This is a genomic window from Gemmatimonadota bacterium (genome assembly GCA_016712265.1).
GTDB lineage: Bacteria > Gemmatimonadota > Gemmatimonadetes > Gemmatimonadales > Gemmatimonadaceae > RBC101.
Window position 1 is genome coordinate 1,235,888 of sequence record JADJRJ010000030.1, and the last position, 15,644, is coordinate 1,251,531.

Annotated in this window: 13 protein-coding genes; 9 read left to right on the forward strand and 4 right to left on the reverse strand. The window is 67.9% G+C overall.

Translation table 11 applies throughout. The features are described 5' to 3' along the window. Nucleotide 1: 1 nt before the first annotated feature. Nucleotides 2-778 (reverse strand): hypothetical protein, encoded by a 777-nt coding sequence (locus IPK85_20840; GenBank protein MBK8249813.1) that lies wholly within the window; start codon nucleotides 776-778, stop codon nucleotides 2-4. 3 nt (nucleotides 779-781) lie between these two features. Further along, complete coding sequence (locus IPK85_20845; GenBank protein MBK8249814.1) at nucleotides 782-2,920, reverse strand: NAD(P)-binding protein; 2,139 nt, start codon at nucleotides 2,918-2,920, stop codon at nucleotides 782-784. A gap of 135 nt (nucleotides 2,921-3,055) precedes the next feature. Here IPK85_20845 and IPK85_20850 point away from each other — a divergent pair, with 135 nt between their 5' ends. From IPK85_20850 to IPK85_20860, 3 genes are all read left to right on the forward strand, one after another. After that, nucleotides 3,056-3,580, forward strand: coding sequence for a c-type cytochrome (locus IPK85_20850; GenBank protein MBK8249815.1), 525 nt, complete (start codon nucleotides 3,056-3,058; stop codon nucleotides 3,578-3,580). Between the two features lie 123 nt (nucleotides 3,581-3,703). Then, nucleotides 3,704-5,911: a PQQ-binding-like beta-propeller repeat protein gene (locus tag IPK85_20855; GenBank protein ID MBK8249816.1), complete on the forward strand. Its 2,208-nt coding sequence runs from the start codon at nucleotides 3,704-3,706 to the stop codon at nucleotides 5,909-5,911. A 141-nt stretch (nucleotides 5,912-6,052) separates the two neighbouring features. Further along, nucleotides 6,053-7,801 carry an aminotransferase class III-fold pyridoxal phosphate-dependent enzyme gene (locus IPK85_20860; GenBank protein MBK8249817.1) on the forward strand — a complete coding sequence of 583 codons (1,749 nt, stop codon included), beginning with the start codon at nucleotides 6,053-6,055 and terminating at the stop codon, nucleotides 7,799-7,801. Here IPK85_20860 and IPK85_20865 read toward each other — a convergent pair. Together IPK85_20865 and psd are read right to left on the reverse strand one after the other, a co-directional pair. Further along, nucleotides 7,737-8,393 carry a hypothetical protein gene (locus tag IPK85_20865; protein MBK8249818.1) on the reverse strand — a complete coding sequence of 219 codons (657 nt, stop codon included), beginning with the start codon at nucleotides 8,391-8,393 and terminating at the stop codon, nucleotides 7,737-7,739. The genes IPK85_20860 and IPK85_20865 overlap by 65 nt on opposite strands. Beyond that, the gene (gene psd / locus IPK85_20870) at nucleotides 8,386-9,279 is read right to left on the reverse strand and encodes a phosphatidylserine decarboxylase (GenBank protein ID MBK8249819.1); all 894 of its coding nucleotides are present in this window, start codon (nucleotides 9,277-9,279) and stop codon (nucleotides 8,386-8,388) included. Before psd ends, IPK85_20865 begins: the two co-directional genes overlap by 8 nt. Before the next feature lie 307 nt (nucleotides 9,280-9,586). On the opposite strand from psd, the gene IPK85_20875 reads away from it, so the two are divergent. The 6 genes from IPK85_20875 to IPK85_20900 all read left to right on the forward strand — a co-directional run bounded on the left by IPK85_20875 (nucleotide 9,587) and on the right by IPK85_20900 (nucleotide 15,614). Next, nucleotides 9,587-10,618, forward strand: a complete 1,032-nt coding sequence (locus tag IPK85_20875; GenBank protein ID MBK8249820.1) for a hypothetical protein — start codon at nucleotides 9,587-9,589, stop codon at nucleotides 10,616-10,618. 124 nt (nucleotides 10,619-10,742) lie between these two features. Beyond that, entirely contained in the window at nucleotides 10,743-11,771 is a 1,029-nt protein-coding gene (locus IPK85_20880; protein MBK8249821.1) for a Gfo/Idh/MocA family oxidoreductase, read from the forward strand. Continuing rightward, nucleotides 11,764-12,582, forward strand: coding sequence for an SDR family oxidoreductase (locus IPK85_20885; GenBank protein ID MBK8249822.1), 819 nt, complete (start codon nucleotides 11,764-11,766; stop codon nucleotides 12,580-12,582). The genes IPK85_20880 and IPK85_20885 overlap by 8 nt, the downstream gene beginning before the upstream one ends. After that, a complete protein-coding gene (locus IPK85_20890; protein MBK8249823.1) occupies nucleotides 12,579-13,781 on the forward strand; it encodes an acylneuraminate cytidylyltransferase in 1,203 nt (400 codons plus the stop codon). Before IPK85_20885 ends, IPK85_20890 begins: the two co-directional genes overlap by 4 nt. Further along, nucleotides 13,778-14,701, forward strand: coding sequence for an N-acetylneuraminate synthase family protein (locus IPK85_20895; GenBank protein MBK8249824.1), 924 nt, complete (start codon nucleotides 13,778-13,780; stop codon nucleotides 14,699-14,701). Before IPK85_20890 ends, IPK85_20895 begins: the two co-directional genes overlap by 4 nt. A 10-nt stretch (nucleotides 14,702-14,711) precedes the next feature. Further along, nucleotides 14,712-15,614 carry a phytanoyl-CoA dioxygenase family protein gene (locus tag IPK85_20900; protein ID MBK8249825.1) on the forward strand — a complete coding sequence of 301 codons (903 nt, stop codon included), beginning with the start codon at nucleotides 14,712-14,714 and terminating at the stop codon, nucleotides 15,612-15,614. Nucleotides 15,615-15,644: the final 30 nt, after the last annotated feature.

A 15,644-nucleotide genomic window follows, 5' to 3' on the forward strand; every position in this document is an offset into this window, starting at 1 on the left:
GTCAGGCGGCGGCGATGTCGACCGTCAGTTCTCCGCGCGGGTTGCCACCACCATCAACGATGGCCCCGCGATACGTCCCGACGGCCTGCGTGTCGGCCACCGTCACCGACACCAGGACGCGACCGTCCGTCGCGGAGATCGTGACGCCACCAAGCGCTTCCCCCGCGGCCGACGCGAGGGCGGTCGACAGGGTCATGTATTCCGCGTCCGGTGCGAGGGACACCTGGACGGTGGTTGGGCGCGTCGAGGCGACGCGCACTGCGGCACGGGCCCCGGCGGCGGCACCGGTGGGCCCCGTCATGCCGGGCCACATGGCCATCCACTGGTTGACCGCTTGCTGGCCGCCGGGGACAAACTGCGCCATGCTGTCCGTCCACATCCGGGCGACCTGCATCCACGGGCCCGCGGCCTGCGCCATCATCGGGCCCATTGGTCCGAACGCGCCCCACGCACCATTCCCCTGCCGATTGTCGTTCATGTCCGGTGTCCCCGGTGAAGGCACTTGGTATCGCTTCGCGGCCTCCTTGCCGCGGGCGAGGTATTCATCCAGCACAGTGTACGCGGTGTGCACGCCGCGTTCCGCGGCACCGAGCACGGGCTCGGCCGCGGCTTCCACCACCAGGCGCGCCGTCTTCAGCCCGCCGTCAAGCAGCTGCTCCACGCGACGGGTCACCTGGTCACCGAACATCGCGGCCGCGGCGGCACCCTGCCGCAACGGCCGGTCGCGTTCCAGGGTCTCGCGCTTCACTCTATCTTTAGGCTTTGCCTTGGAGGCCATGCGTCAGGGATGGTCGTAGCCGACAATGTCGGCGAGCGGAGGGAACTGCGAGAGGGCGTGCGAGGCGAGCCGTCCGGAGATGACCGCCGACTCAATGCACCCGGAGTCGAGACCGGTCGCCGTCCAGTCGCCGGCGATCGTCAGGTTATCGAACGTGGCGTCCAACGGAGAGAGACGATAGCGCGGCGAGCCCGGCAGCGATAGGACATACCGATCGGTCGGGTTCACGTTCGCCGTCCAGTACTGGCCGTCAATCGCATCGGAGGTGCGTCGCGGAGCCCCGTCGCCTGGCACCAACCATTCCCAGCGCACTCGCCCCTTGGCATCGCGCAACCGTGGCCACAGGATGGGCAAGTCACGCTCGATGAACGTCACCGCGTTGTCACGGACGAACGCGCGTCGCTTCATGGGAAAGTCCTCATCACCCTGCTCCGCGTCCGGCCGATCCGGCAGGACGCTGCAGAAGTACGCCACCGACTTCACACGCGCGGAAAAGCCCTCTTCCGGGATCAAGTGCGTCATGTCGGCCCAGGTGTCGAACGGCTCGACGAACCCGGAGAGATTGACCTCACCGGGATGCGGCCACCCCAGCCCCTTCACGTGGGTGGACATCCACAGCTGCAACGCCTGGGTCGGAACGGTCTTCACGTGCTGGATCATGTCACGCCACCGCGTGGACGCCGCGATCAACGCCGGCGCGACCTGCGGCAGGGCCGACACACTGACCCCGAGCACCACAAAATCGAAGTCGTCTCCCACGCGCAGGCTGCGCGTGCCCTCGCCGCGCCGGTCCCAGTGCGACTCAAACCGGCGCCCTTCACGTCGCAACCGATCGCCGTCCACCAGCTGCGTATAGTTGGGCTCACTCGGCCAACACGGCACCTGCCGGACCTGGACGAGTGGCGCATACTCCGGCCGGCCCGTGCCCCGCACGCGTGCCTGCACGTCAAACGCCAGGGTTTCCACGGAGGCCCCGTCCTCGGCTAGTCCAACGTTCGTGAGCCGATGGAAGAACTCGAAGCGCACCCCGCGGGCCTTGAGCACCTGGTACAGCGGGGCGAACACCACGTCCCCCATCCCCGCATTCATCCGCCAGAACAGCGAGCCCCGATAGGTGAAGAACATGCGCATCGCCCCACGGAGCGCGACGCCGGCGGCGAGCCGCGGGCGCGTGACATCGCCGTCTTCGTACGCGAACGCGAGATCATAGATCCCACGCATGAAGCCCGAGTCGAGTGACGCATCGGACGCGCCATGCAACCGCAACCACTCGCGCCAGTCCCAGTCGTTGATCGCGTCAAAGCCGCGCGGATCCGCCGCGAGCCCGTGCATGACCGAGCCGCGCACGGCGGCCAGGATCAGGTCAATCACCTGCCACACGCGACGCATCTCCGTGTCCGCCTCCGCGAGCCGCTGGAGGTGGCCACGCGCCGCCATGGCGAGCACGTCCAGCAATTGCAGCAAGACGGTTGCACCCTGCTTGGCTGGACCTGGCACCCAGGCGTCCATCGCATGGCGCAACGCGTCGGCGGCCTCGAACAGTGCGGTCACTGCGGCGAGCTCGCCATACCGCACCGCCCGCGCGACCAGGTCGGCGATGCCGCCCGCGCTCATCGCTTCGCGCTCCTCAGCGGCGTGCGCCGCCCGCAGCAGTGCGCGGACCAGCATCACCGACTGGCGCAGGTAGGCAATCACCGAGAATGGCGTCCCCTGCTCCAACGGGTCGCCGGGGAGCCCACGGCCTGCGGGGAAGGCGGCGAGCCAGCTTTCCCACCCCGCGGAATCGTTAGGCGTGCGATCGGCCACGCCGACGAGGGGCGCCGGCGCGAAGGCCTCCTCGAACGTCGCGAGGCGCGTCGTGGCCGGATCCGCCGCGCGCTCCCGGTAACAGGCGCGCATCATCCCGAACGCGTTTTCGTAGAAGCCCATCCAGAGGTGCAGTCCGTGCTCCTCGATACGGTCTGATGGCCCGCGTCCCGATGCCCCCTTGCCGCCCAGGCGCCAGCCTTGCTGGAAGACCGTGACGGCGTAGCGTCCCTGCTGCTCCGGCCGAGTCAGTTCCCACGCGGCCGTCAACGACGCGCAGCCGCCACCAACAATGGCGACGCGGATGGGGGGCGGTGCGGACCGCGACGACGACATGGGGGGGGAGCTGCGGAGGGAAGCGTACGGGGCGCGTATATATAGAAGACGCCCGCCACAGGGGCCACCTTTGCCCCCCGCTGGGGTACCTGTGTCCCGCCCGCTAGATTGTGCCGTCCTCGTCACGCCTCCCTCATGCGCGTCGCATCGTTCCTGTTCGTCCTCACGCTGGTCAGCCGCGCTCCGCAGCTTGGAGCACAGACCCCGCCGGATTCGCTCACCCCTCCTGCCCAGGACTCGCTGCGGTCGACGCTGACCGGCGTCTTCACCGAGGAGCAGGCGGCCAAGGGGAAGGATGTCTTCCTTGGTCAGTGCCAGAGCTGCCACACCAACGCGGACCTCACCAGCGCGGATTTCAAGGCCGACTGGGTCGGGAAGATGCTCTCGGATTTCTTCACCTTCCTGAAGGAGACGATGCCGGAGAGCGAACCCGGGGCGCTGAGCAACGAGCAGTACGCCGCGGTGACCGCCTACGTGCTGCAGTTGAACGGCCTGCCGGCCGGCGCCGTCCCCCTCGCGACCACGGCCGACTCACTCGCCACGATCAAGTTCGAGGTTCCGGCCGCGGGGCTCACGGCCCTCCGTCCGCACGCGCGCGCGGCCCGCGAGCGCTTCCATGCGCCACCCCGGACCGCCTCCGCCCGCGACCCTCGACGCTAGGCACGACACCCCGGCGCCCTTACCGCGTCCGGCGCCGGAGCTACATTAGTCGCCTAAGCTCCCTGTCCCCCGCCCAGCACCGCCGGCCGGGGGTTTGTACACCCACGAGTCGAAGGATTCCTCATGGCGCCTCCGGTCTTTTCGCTCCGACGTGCAGCCTTCACGGCTGGCACCGTCGCCCTCGCGGCCACTGCCGCCGTCCTCGGCCGCTTCTCTCCACTCGACGCCGTTCAAGGCAAGGCCACGGTGCGGGGCAATGTCCCCGGCGAGTGGCGCTTCTGGGGCGCGGATGCCTGGAGCACGCGATACTCGCCGCTCGACCAGATCAACGCGAGCAACTTTGGCAGCCTGACCAAGGCCTGGCAGTGGAACGCCGGGGCGTTCGGCAGCGACGAGTACTATCGCACGACCCCGTTGTACGCCAACGGACGGCTGTTCACCGTCGCCACCACGCGCCGCATCACGGCGGCCATCGATCCGGCCACGGGTGAGACGTTATGGATGCACCGGCTCAACGAAGGGATCCGCTGGCAAAAGGCGCCACGCCAGTTCGCCGGACGTGGTCCCTCCTACTGGACGGACGGGCCTAACGAGCGCATCATCGTCGTGACGCCGGGCTACCACATGGTCTCCCTCGACGCCAAGACCGGCATCCCGGACCCGAAGTTCGGCAAGAATGGCGTGGTGGACCTCATGGACGGCCTCGGCCTTCCCCTCGTCCCGCTGGCGGTGGACGACTCCGGCTCGTTTATCATCTCGGACGCCGCCCCCTATCGGCAGGCGAAGCCCGGCGAAACGTGGAACCCGGTGACGAAGACCGGCGCGGATGGCACCGTCGGGATCGATCCGAAGCTCGGCCAGATCGCCGCGTCGTCGCCGGCCATCATCGTGAACGACGTCATCGTGGTCGGCAACTCGTCGATCCATGGCTACTACCCCATCAAGGTGCGCAACATCCCCGGGTACATCCGCGGCTTCGATATCCGCACCGGTCGACAGATGTGGCGCTTCAACCTCGTGCCGCAGCCGGGAGAGTTTGGCGCGGAGACGTGGAAGAATGGCTCGAAGATCGGCACCGAAGGGGTCGGGAAGAATGATGCGTGGGCGACCTACTCCGCGGATCCGGAACTCGGCCTGGCTTACATCCCGGTGGGCATGCCGTTGATGGACGAATACGGCGGACACCGCCCCGGCGACAACCTGTATGGAAACTCGCTGATCGCGCTCGACGTCAAGACCGGCAAGCGGAAGTGGCACTTCCAGATGGTGCACCACGACATCTGGGACTACGACACGCCGATGGCCCCGAACCTCATGGACGTGACCGTGGACGGTCGTCCGCGAAAGATCATCACGCAGAGCACCAAGCAGGGGTGGCTGTACACCTTTGATCGCGCGACGGGCGAGCCGATCTGGCCGATGCCAGAGACGCCGGTGCTCCAGAGCGACGTCCCGGGCGAGCAGACGGCCGCGACGCAGCCGATCCCCTCGAAGCCGGCCCCGTACGCGCAGCAGGGGTTGCTCGAAAGCGACGTCATCGACTTCACGCCGGCCATCAAGGACTCCGCCCTCAAGATCGCCAAGCGCTGCCGCATGGGCCCGTACTACATCCCGGGCGGTTCGGTGGACTCGCCCCAATACAAGTGCGCGTGGTACGCACCAGGGGCAAGCGGTGGCGTGAACATCGACGGCGGTGCGGCGGTCGACCCGGAGACCGGGCACATCTACGTGGCCTCGCTGATCGGCCTGAGCACCATCGCGCTGCAGAAGGACCCCTGCTCCGAGTTCCGGTACAGCTCGCCCCGGGACAACTGCGGATTGCCGGGCGCCCTTCCGCCGCCCCCGGGGTACACGCCGCCCACCAATCGTGGCGGCGGCTTCGAGGGACGCGGCGGCATCCCCAACCAGATCGGCGGCGTATCGATCCTCAAGTCGAAGCAGATGGGCGGGATCACCGCGTACAACATGAACACGGGCGACAAGGCCTGGTGGATCCCGAACGGCCGTGCGCCAAAGGTCACCAGCAACTCGCCGCTCTTTGCCGGTGTCACGCTCCCGCCGGGCAACTCGCGTGGGCAGGCGCAGATCATCACCACCAAGTCGCTGTTGATCTATGGCCAGGGACGCAGTGGGGGAGCGCCCGACGAGACGCCGTCGCTCTACGCCGTGGACAAGGCGACCGGCAAGGAAGTCGGCGCCGTGAAGCTCCCCGAGAAGACCACGGCCGTGCCGATGACGTTCATGCACAACGGCAAGCAGTACATCGTCTTCGCCATGGGCGCGGGGGCCAACACGTCCTTGATGGCGCTCAAGCTCCCCGAAAAGAAGTGAGTCCTGTGCGGGAGCGGCCGCGTATTCGCGTCCGCTCCCAGACAGCCCCGGATCGTCTCGATTCGGTCTAGACTCGAAGACAGCTGCGCGACACCCCCCTGCAGGGCATTACCATGACCGCGCCCGTCTCCCGGTGCGGTCATGATTCTTTTCGCGCAGCTGCCCGACATCGAGCTCGCCCAACCCGCCGATTTTCAGGATGACCCGGTGGAGGAGTGGCAGGGGAGATCGCCGCCCTCGGCGTGGAGACGCTGGAACTTCGCGCGTCGCCTGTGGCTGCGCGGACTCCTCAGCCGTGCGAAGCACGCGGGGCTCGCCGGACACCCGCGCTGGGCGCAGCGATTGGCGAAGCTCGCTCCAGGCTTTCAATACGGCGCCGGGGAGATCCTCGGTCTCGATGGCGCTCCATCCGGCATTATGGAACGGCGGAAGGCTGCCTTGGCCGAGTTGGGAGGCACCGCACGTGAGCGCGCCCCTCGCACCCTCGCGGCGAGTGCGCGCGTGCAACGCGGCCTCTCCGACGCCGACTTCGTCGACCGATATCGCGTGCCCTTCCCCTTCCGCGACCTCGTGCGCACGGCGCTCCCCGTCGGCACCATGGCGGTCGCGACGGAAGGCGGCAAACTGCGCGACCTCGACGGCAACCTGACCTGGGACCTCGGCGGGTCCTACGGCGTGAGCCTCTTCGGCGTTGACTTCTACCGCCAGGCGATACGCCGGGGGGTGGAACGCGCCGAGGGCCTCGGACTGGTCCTCGGCCCCTTGCATCCAATAGTTGAGGACAACGTGCGGAGACTGCAGGCTGTCTCTGGCCTGGATGAAGTGTCCTTCCACATGTCGGGCACAGAGGCCGTGATGCAGGCCGTACGGCTCGCGCGCTACCACACCCGGCGATCTCACATCGTGCGCTTCTCCGGGGCGTACCATGGCTGGTGGGATGGAGTACAGGCCGGCGTGGGCAACCCGCGCCCCCCGCATGAGGTCTACACCCTGGCCGAACAGTCGGAGGCTACGCTGCGTTTTCTTCGCGCCGCCGATGACGTGGCGTGCGTGCTGGTGAATCCCATCCAGGCGATGCACCCGAACGCCGCACCTCCTACCGACGCCGCCCTGTTGACCGGCGTACGGACGGGTGGCCTTGATCGCGAGGGGTACGCCACCTGGCTGCGCCAACTACGCGACGTCTGCACCGCGCGCGGCATCGTACTGATTCTGGATGAAGTCATGCTGGGATTCCGCCTGGCACGCGGCGGCGTCCAGGAATACTTCGGCGTGGCGGCGGACCTGGTGACCTATGGCAAGAGCCTGGGCGGGGGGCTCCCGGTGGGCGTGCTGTGTGGGCGCCGCGGGTTGATGCGACGCTACCGCGAGGACCGCCCCGCCGACGTGTGCCTGGCGCGCGGCACCTTCAATGCGCACCCGTATGTGATGGCGACGATGAATGAGTTCCTTCGCCACATCGATCGTGCGGAGGTCCGGGCACACTACCACACGCTGGAGGCGACGTGGCACGGGCGCGCGCAACGCCTTAACGATCGCCTCACCGCCGCGGACGTCCCGGTGCGCATGGTCCCCATGGTGTCGGTGTGGAGCACAACCTTCACGGCGCCCGGCCGGTACCACTGGATGTTGCAGTACTACCTGCGCCGGGCCGGACTTGCGTTGAGCTGGATCGGCACCGGTCGCCTCATCTTCCCTCACGACCTCACCGACGCCGACGTGGAGGAGATCATCGAGCGCTTCACGGCGGCGACGGTGCGCATGAAGGAGGACGGCTGGTTCTGGCGTGACGACGCAGTCACCGCGAAGGGGATTTCCCGCAGCGTTACGCGGGCGTTGGTCCGCGCGGCTCTTGGACGTGCCCCATCGGGTCGATCCACTCGCCCCTGAGCAGGGCAGCTGGAGCCTTGTAGTACAGCCCGATGTCGTGGAACGGATCGGTCAGGATCTTCGTCATCCAGGAGAAACCGGTCCGGGGGCTCCGGGCAGCCACCAGATAGAGTGTTCGCGCGAGCAGCCCCGCCACGCCCAGCCAGAACCACAGGAGCCCAACGGTTCGCACCATCCCCCCCAGGCCATCGGCGGGGCTGAGCAGGCCCATGACCGATGGGTCGAGCCAGACCACCACCGGGATGGCGGCCCAGATCGTCAGGAGGATGACCTTTCGCTGCAGGTTGTATCCGACCTTGATCTCCTCCTTGTGCTCGAAGGTCGCGCGATTGACATGGTCATATCCACGTGGCTCGAAGAAGAAGTGACCGGCCTGACGGAGGGTCATGGCGAGTAACCACCCCACCATGGCGGCCAGTGCCGGCTCGGTGAACGCCAGCACGTAGGATGCGAGGAAACAACAGGCGCTCAGCAGGTGCAGGGCCTGATTCACGCGGCTCTGGTGATAGTAGCGATGGTCGTCCCATCGCTGCACGCGGAGTTCCTCCCAGAAGGACGACGTCGCACCGGTGGCGGAAAGCGTTTCAGGCATGGTCATGGACGTGGGCGCTGGAGTGAGGGGCAGGCGTATCGGCTTGCAGGAGCAGCGGCTCCCCGACCCGGATCAGCGCGCCTTCGCGCACCGCAGGGGCGGGGAGGAGTCCGGGGCTGGCGAGCACGACGATGGTCGAGCCGTTCTCGAACCAGCCCAGTTCGTCGCCGCGGTGTACTGAGATGGGGTGGCGCAACGGCTCGCCGCTCGGTCGCGCGCCACCGAGATGCGTCAGGCGCACATCCGAGACCAGGATCGCCGCCACCGCGACCAGGGTGAGGCGTTCGTCAGGCGCGTGCGTGGAACGGAGGGTCAGGATCGCCCGGGCGTTGCGACAGTAGAGATTCTCGAGGCGACGTACCGTGATTGGGTTGACGTTCCACGTATCGCCGGCAATGACACGCACGACCTCCAGCGTGGCATCGCATGGCGCGTGAAATCGGTGGTAGAACGTCGAGCGGAGCCGGAGCGTGACGAAGGTCCCATCGTGGTGATGCGCCGCGAGCTTCGGGTCACCCACCAGCTCGTCCAATCGGTAGTGCAGCCCCTTGGCTTGCACGAGCGTACCTGCGTCGATCCGGCCGCACGCCATCACCTCGCCGTCACAGGGGCTGACGCGCACCTGGGGTGCCACATCGATGGGACGTGCACCGGGCTTAAGCTGGCGCGTAAACACGTCGCGCAGCGTGAGATACTCGCGGGGCACGGCCTCCTCGAGGTGCAGGGAGCCCCCGAAGTGCTGCCAGACCGACACCGACACGCGCGTGAGCGCGCGTGACCTGATCCCCGCGTACCACCCCGCAGCGCGGGTGATCAGGCGACGCGGGACGCGATTCGTGAGGAGGAAGTTCAGTTCCTCTGGTATCGCGCGACCGAGGTGCCGCACGCGCTCCCGCCAGGATGGGGTAGCCCGGCCAGCGGCCGACAGGGGAAGGGTCACGACGCATGGGGCGCGAGCACGGGTCCCAAGCTCTGCGCCTTCAATAAAGATGCCGTCACGATCCGGTGCGGGTGCAGCAACGAGCTGGCGACGGGTGGCCGCAGGCTCCCACTCCGCGCATCCGCTGCGGCCGGCACCACTTCGTCACGAGCCGCACTCCAATGCGGTGCAGTTGTGTCACGGCGCGGTCGCACCCATGCCAAGCGGCCACGCAACGTCCTATTTGTGTCGTCTGCCTTCACCTTCCATTGTCATGCCAACGCTCGCCACCGGTTTCCCTGCCCTGGTCCGGCCCACCTCCCTGCGCGCGCCGCGGGTGCTGTTCATTGGAGGCTCGATGAACCAGACAACCCAGATGCACCAGGTGGCCAAGGCCTTCGGCGATTGCGATCCCTGGTTCACGGCGCATTATGCCAGCGGGATCGAGCAGGCTGCCGCCGCGGCCGGGATCCTCGACTTCACGGTGCTCGGCGGGCAGGCCCGGCGCAGGTCGGAAGCGTACTTTGCCGCGCACGGCCTCAATGTGGATTACGCGGGCCGACGCGGCGGGTACGACCTCGTCGTGACGTCGTCCGACCTGGTGGTCCCGCGCAACATTCGTGACACGCCCATCGTGGTCGTTCAGGAAGGGATGATGGACCCGGAACGATGGATCTACCATCTCGTGCGTGCGCTCCGGCTCCCCCGGTACCTCGCGAACACCTCCATGACCGGGTTCTCGCACGCCTATCGGGCCTTCTGTGTGGCGTCCGAGGGGTACCGCGACGACTTCATCCGCAAAGGCGTGCGCCCGGACGGGCTCGTGGTCACCGGCATCCCGAACTTTGACAACGCGGACGCCCTGCGTCAGAACGACTTTCCGCACCGCGGCTACGTCCTCGGCGCCACCTCATGCTTGCGCGAGACGCTGAAGTATGAAGACCGGCCGGCGTACATCCGCCGCGTGTTGCAGGTTGCGGCAGGCCGACCGGTCTTGTTCAAGTTGCACCCCAACGAACGCGTGGACCGCGCGACGCGTGAGATCGCACGCCTGGCCCCCCACGCCATGATTCTCGCCGACGGTCCCACGGACCACATGATCGCGAACTGTGACGCGCTGGTCACGCGCTACTCGTCGGTCGTGTTCGTGGCGCTCGCGCTCGGAAAGGAGGTGCATGCCGACCTCGACCTCGACCGCCTGCGACGCGTGCAGCCCTGGCAAAACGGTGGGACATCCGCCGCGCGCATCGCCGATGTCTGTCGCCACATCCTGGCCGGCACTCCAGCTTCGTCCCTGGCGACCTAACGACATAGTCTGGCATCGAGACCGTCTGCGCTCGGTCACGACAAGGCATCCGCGCGTTCACGTTCGGTCACAGGGTGATGACGTCCCTCACATTCCGGTGTGCGTCGCCCAAGTTCGCGAGGTCGTGTCTGCCCCCGCCCTTCCCTACGCGCGCCCCGAGCGTCGCCCGGCCACGCTGCGACGTGTTGTCGTCGTGGGTGCCGGGTCGATTGGCCAGCGGCATCTCCGCAACCTTGCCGAGTTAGGCATCGAGGCGGCCGCCCTTCGCACCTACCGTGGTACCACCGGTCCCCTCGTCGGTGTGCCGTCGCTCACCACCTGGGATGCGGTCGATGTCTTTGCCCCGGATGCGATCATCATCGCCAACCCCACGGCGTTGCACAGCGAGGTCGCGGTGCGTGCGGCGTCCGCGGGGTATCACCTCCTGGTCGAGAAGCCACTCGCCCACGATGTGGCCGCCGCCGTCGCAGCGTGCCGTGCCGCGGCGCACGCGGGAGTCGTCGCGCTGGTCGGCTATCACTTTCGTCACCACCCGTCGTTGCAGGTCATGCGGGATTGGATCCGGCAGGGGGCGATCGGAACGCCCGTACACGCGCAGGTCACCTGGGGCGAGTACCTGCCGGGGTGGCATCCCGGTGAGGATCACCTGACCGGGTACAGCGCGCGCCGGGCCCTTGGCGGCGGCGCGGTCCTCACCCTGTCGCACCCCATCGACTACCTCCGCTGGCTGCTGGGCGAGGTGACGGAAGTGTCCGCGATGGTCTCGCAATCCACGCCGTACACGCTGGACGTCGAGGATGTGGCCCACCTGACGCTGCGGTTTGCCTCGGGGGTGCTCGCCGCCGTGACCCTTGACTACGCGCAGCGGCCTGCCGAGCACACGCTGCGCATCGTTGGCCTTGACGGCACGCTCACTTGGGATGCCCGCACCGGCGTGGCGCGACGCACCGGCCCGGACGGCGAGGTCCTGGAAGCCGGCGTCGCGCCGGGTTTCCAGCGCAATGACCTGTTTCGCGCGGAGCTTCGGCACTTTGCGGAGTGCGTCGCCGGAGAGGCGACGCCGGCGTGCACGATGGACGACGGCCTCGCGGCGGTGCGGATCTGCGTGGCCGCCATGCGCTCCTCCGCGTGGGGGCGCGTGGTCGATGCGTGAGGCCGCCTCCACGCAGGGATTCGAGATCACCGACCGCGTCGTAATCCTCACCGGCGGAGCCGGACTGCTGGGGTCATCGTGGGCGCACGAGTTGAGTGCTGCCGGCGCCCACGTGGTCGTCGCGGATCGGGATGGGGAACGCGCGACCACGGTGGCGACGACGGCGCCCGGTGCGCGCGCGGTGGCCGTGCCCGTCGACCTCGCGAACCCCACGGAGATCCGCCGCCTGGTGACCGCCGCCCGGGACGAGTTCGGGAGGATTGATGCCGTGGTGAATGCGGCCGCCATCGACCCGAAGTTCGATCCCGAGAGCGCAGCGACCCACACGCACAGCTTCACCGACTTCCCGCTCGACGCATGGCAGCATGCGCTTGCGGTGAACCTCACCGCGCCGTTCCTCCTGGCCCAGGCTGCGATGCCGCACCTGATCGAACAGTGCGGTACCATCGTCAACATTGCGTCGACCTATGGACTCGTCGCCCCGGATCAACGGCTGTACGAAGACGCCACGGGGACGCGCGGGTTCAAGCCACCGAGTTACCCGGTCACGAAGGCGGGGCTCCTTGGCCTGACGCGATATCTCGCCGCCTATTGCGGCCCACTCGGCGTTCGGGTGAACGCGCTGGCTCCGGGTGGCGTCTGGGCCGGACACGACGACGGGTTTGTCCTCCGTTATGCCTGGCGCACGCCGCTCGGCCGGATGGCGGATCGTGACGAGTACGGCCGTGCCCTCCGGTTCCTGCTCTCCCCCGGCGCGTCCTACATGACTGGTGCATGCTTGGTCATTGACGGAGGCTGGACCGCGTGGTGACGCGGGTGCTCGCCCTCATCCCGGCACGCGGCGGGTCCAAGTCGATCCCGCGCAAGAACGAGCGGAGCTTTCTCGGGCATCCGCTCCTCGCCTGGAGCATCGCTGCGGCACGGGACGCGTCCGCGGTGGATCGTGTGATGGTCTCCACGGACGACCCGGCGCTCCGCGCGACGGCCCTTGCGCACGGTGCCGAGGCGCCATTCCTCCGGCCCGCGGCGCTCGCCGCGGACGACACCCCGGACTTTCCCGTGGTGCATCACGCCATGGCCTGGCTCGCCTCGGAAGAAGGGTACCAGCCCGACCTGGTCGTCCAGGTTCGGCCTACCTCTCCCGTGCGCCCTCGTGGCCTCATCGACGAAGCGATTGCGGCGCTGCACGCCGCCCCACATGCCGACTCCTTGCGGGTCGTGACCCCCTCGGGGGAGAACCCATACAAGATGTGGCGCATGGCGGACGGCCGGCTCGTCCCGCTCGTGCCACACGAAGGGCGCGAGGCGTGGAACATGCCGCGCCAGGCCCTCCCGCCCACCTGGTGGCAGACCGGGCACCTCGACGTCATCCGCCGTCGCACCATTGAGCAGGGATCGTTGACCGGGCATTGCATTATCCCGTTGGAGGTCGAGCGGCGTTTTGCCGTGGACATCGACACGCCGGACGACTGGGCGCACGCCGAAGTGGTGGCGAGGCGCCTCGCGGACGTGATCGTCCGGCCGCGCCCGCCGCGCGCACAGCTCGTCGACGTTCAGCTGGTCGTGCTCGACTTCGATGGCGTGATGACCGACAACACGGTGTGGGTGGGCCCGGATGGCGTCGAGACCGTCCGGTGTTCGCGGGCGGACGGGCTGGGGCTGGCCATGTTGCGACAGGCAGGCATCCCGGTCGTCGTGTTGTCCACCGAGACGCACCCCGTGGTCACTGCCCGCTGTCGCAAGTTGGACATTCCGTGCCAGCAGGGACTGGCCGACAAGGGCGCTGCGCTGCGGGATCTCGCGACGGCGCGCGGCGTATCCCTGGACCATGTGCTCTTCGTCGGCAACGACAGCAACGACGCCGCGTGCCTCGCGATGGCCGGGCTGGCGGTGGTGCCCGCGGACGCACACCCGGCGGTCCTGCCGCACGCGGACTGGATCCTCGCGCACCCGGGCGGCGCCGGCGCCGTTCGCGAACTCTGTGACACACTTCTGGAGGCCCGTCAATGAGGACCGTTCCTGCTCGCACCGTACACATCGGCCCGCAGCTCGTCGGCGATGATCAACCGTGCTTTGTGATCGCGGAAATCGGCATCAATCACAATGGACAGCTCGACCTGGCGTTCCAACTCATTGATGCCGCCATCGCCGCCGGGTGCAACGCCGTCAAGTTCCAGAAGCGCACCCCGGAACGCTGCGTCACGGCTGAACAGGCCGGGCAGATGCGCCAAACGCCGTGGGGCTACATCTCGTATCTCGAGTACCGCCACAAGGTCGAGTTCGACCGCGACGCCTATGAAGCCATCGACCGGTATTGCCGGGAGCGCGGCATCGCGTGGTTGGCCTCCTGTTGGGATGAGCCATCGGTGGACTTCATCGAAGCGTTCGACCCCCCAGCCTACAAGGTGCACTCCGCCGCCATCACCGACGGCCCCCTGCTCCGTCGCCTACGCGCCACGGGTCGACCACTGATCGTGTCAACAGGCATGTCCACCATGGGACAGATCGACGCCGCCGTCGCCTTGTTGCGTCCCCGCCCGCTGGTGCTGGTGCATGCCACCAGTGCGTATCCGTGCGCGCTCGATGAGTTGAACTTGCGCATGATTCCTGCCCTGCGGCACCGTTTCCCGGATCCGATTGGCTACTCGGGACACGAGGTCGGCATCCCGACCACGGTCGCCGCCGTCGCACTCGGCGCCTCGGTCGTCGAACGCCACCTCACGCTGGATCGATCCATGTGGGGCAGCGATCACGCGGCATCGGTGGAACCGGGCGGATTCGATCGCATGGTGAAATACATTCGCTCGGTCGAAGCCGCACTTGGCGATGGCGTCAAGCGCGTCTACGAGAGCGAACGTGCCCCGATGGCCCGACTGCGTCGATCTTTCGTGCTCGAAGACGTCTCCCCTGACCTGGCCGCGACCGCGTAGGAGGTTCCCGATGCCCGCGTCCCCCTTCACGGACAGCGCCCCCGCGGTCACGGCCGAGGCCCGCGCCGCGTTCGATCGTGACGGCTTCACCGTAGTCCGAGGGTTGCTCGCCCCCGACGAGGTGGAGCACTACCTCCGGTTGCTGGAAGCGCGCTCGGGAAGGCGTCGCACCGATCCCCCGGCAGCGCGTGGTTGGACCGTTCCCGATGGCGTGTCCCGCCACGCCGAGTTCTGGCCCCTCATCTTTCACCCAACCCTGCTCGCCACGGTCCGTGGGCTGCTCGGCGCCAACATCCGCTTCCTCCAGCACACCGACCTGCACGTCGGATTCTCCTCATTCAACTGGCATCGCGATTCGGTCGCCCGAGCGCTGGGTGTGGGACCCGACTGGGATGAGTCTGACGCCCCGTATCGACTCGTGCGGGTCGGGATGTACCTCCAGTCATCTGGAGGTGGCTTCCGGCTGGGCCTCGTCCCCGGCACTCACCGACCCGGCGATCCACGGGCACGCGCGGCGCGCAAGGCGGTGGAGCGCAAGGCGGGGATCTGGAGCCACGTGCGGCGCCTGGTCACCGGCAAGGTCCCGGACGTTCCGGGAGCGGCCTGGATCCCCGCTGGAGCAGGTGACGCGGTCATCTTTGACCCTCGCGTGCTCCATACCGGGACCCCGGTCGATGGTCCCAAGTATTCGGCATTCCTGGCGTACGGAATCCCCAATCGCCACTTCGAGGCGCATGCGCGCTACTATCGTTTCGAGCGCTCTGACCTGATGTACGGCCATCTCGATGACCGCCTGATCGCGGAGCTGGGAGATCGCGACCTCTATCATGCGGTCAGGGAGGGGCGCGTCGAGGAGGCGTCGCGGCCCGGGGTGGCGGAGCGGCTGGTCATGAAGGGACAGCGCCGAAGGTAGGCCAGCGTCGGGTGAACGCTTGAGGTGCGT

Excerpts from the sequence above, each read along its gene's own strand:
- IPK85_20860 (MBK8249817.1), top strand. The coding sequence starts at position 6,053 with ATGATTCTTTTCGCGCAGCTGCCCGACATCGAGCTCGCCCAACCCGCC.
- IPK85_20845 (MBK8249814.1), bottom strand. The coding sequence starts at position 2,920 with ATGTCGTCGTCGCGGTCCGCACCGCCCCCCATCCGCGTCGCCATTGTT.
- IPK85_20900 (MBK8249825.1), top strand. The coding sequence starts at position 14,712 with ATGCCCGCGTCCCCCTTCACGGACAGCGCCCCCGCGGTCACGGCCGAG.
- IPK85_20895 (MBK8249824.1), top strand. The coding sequence starts at position 13,778 with ATGAGGACCGTTCCTGCTCGCACCGTACACATCGGCCCGCAGCTCGTC.
- IPK85_20875 (MBK8249820.1), top strand. The coding sequence starts at position 9,587 with ATGCCAACGCTCGCCACCGGTTTCCCTGCCCTGGTCCGGCCCACCTCC.
- IPK85_20855 (MBK8249816.1), top strand. The coding sequence starts at position 3,704 with ATGGCGCCTCCGGTCTTTTCGCTCCGACGTGCAGCCTTCACGGCTGGC.
- IPK85_20885 (MBK8249822.1), top strand. The coding sequence starts at position 11,764 with ATGCGTGAGGCCGCCTCCACGCAGGGATTCGAGATCACCGACCGCGTC.
- IPK85_20840 (MBK8249813.1), bottom strand. The coding sequence starts at position 778 with ATGGCCTCCAAGGCAAAGCCTAAAGATAGAGTGAAGCGCGAGACCCTG.
- IPK85_20865 (MBK8249818.1), bottom strand. The coding sequence starts at position 8,393 with ATGCCTGAAACGCTTTCCGCCACCGGTGCGACGTCGTCCTTCTGGGAG.
- IPK85_20850 (MBK8249815.1), top strand. The coding sequence starts at position 3,056 with ATGCGCGTCGCATCGTTCCTGTTCGTCCTCACGCTGGTCAGCCGCGCT.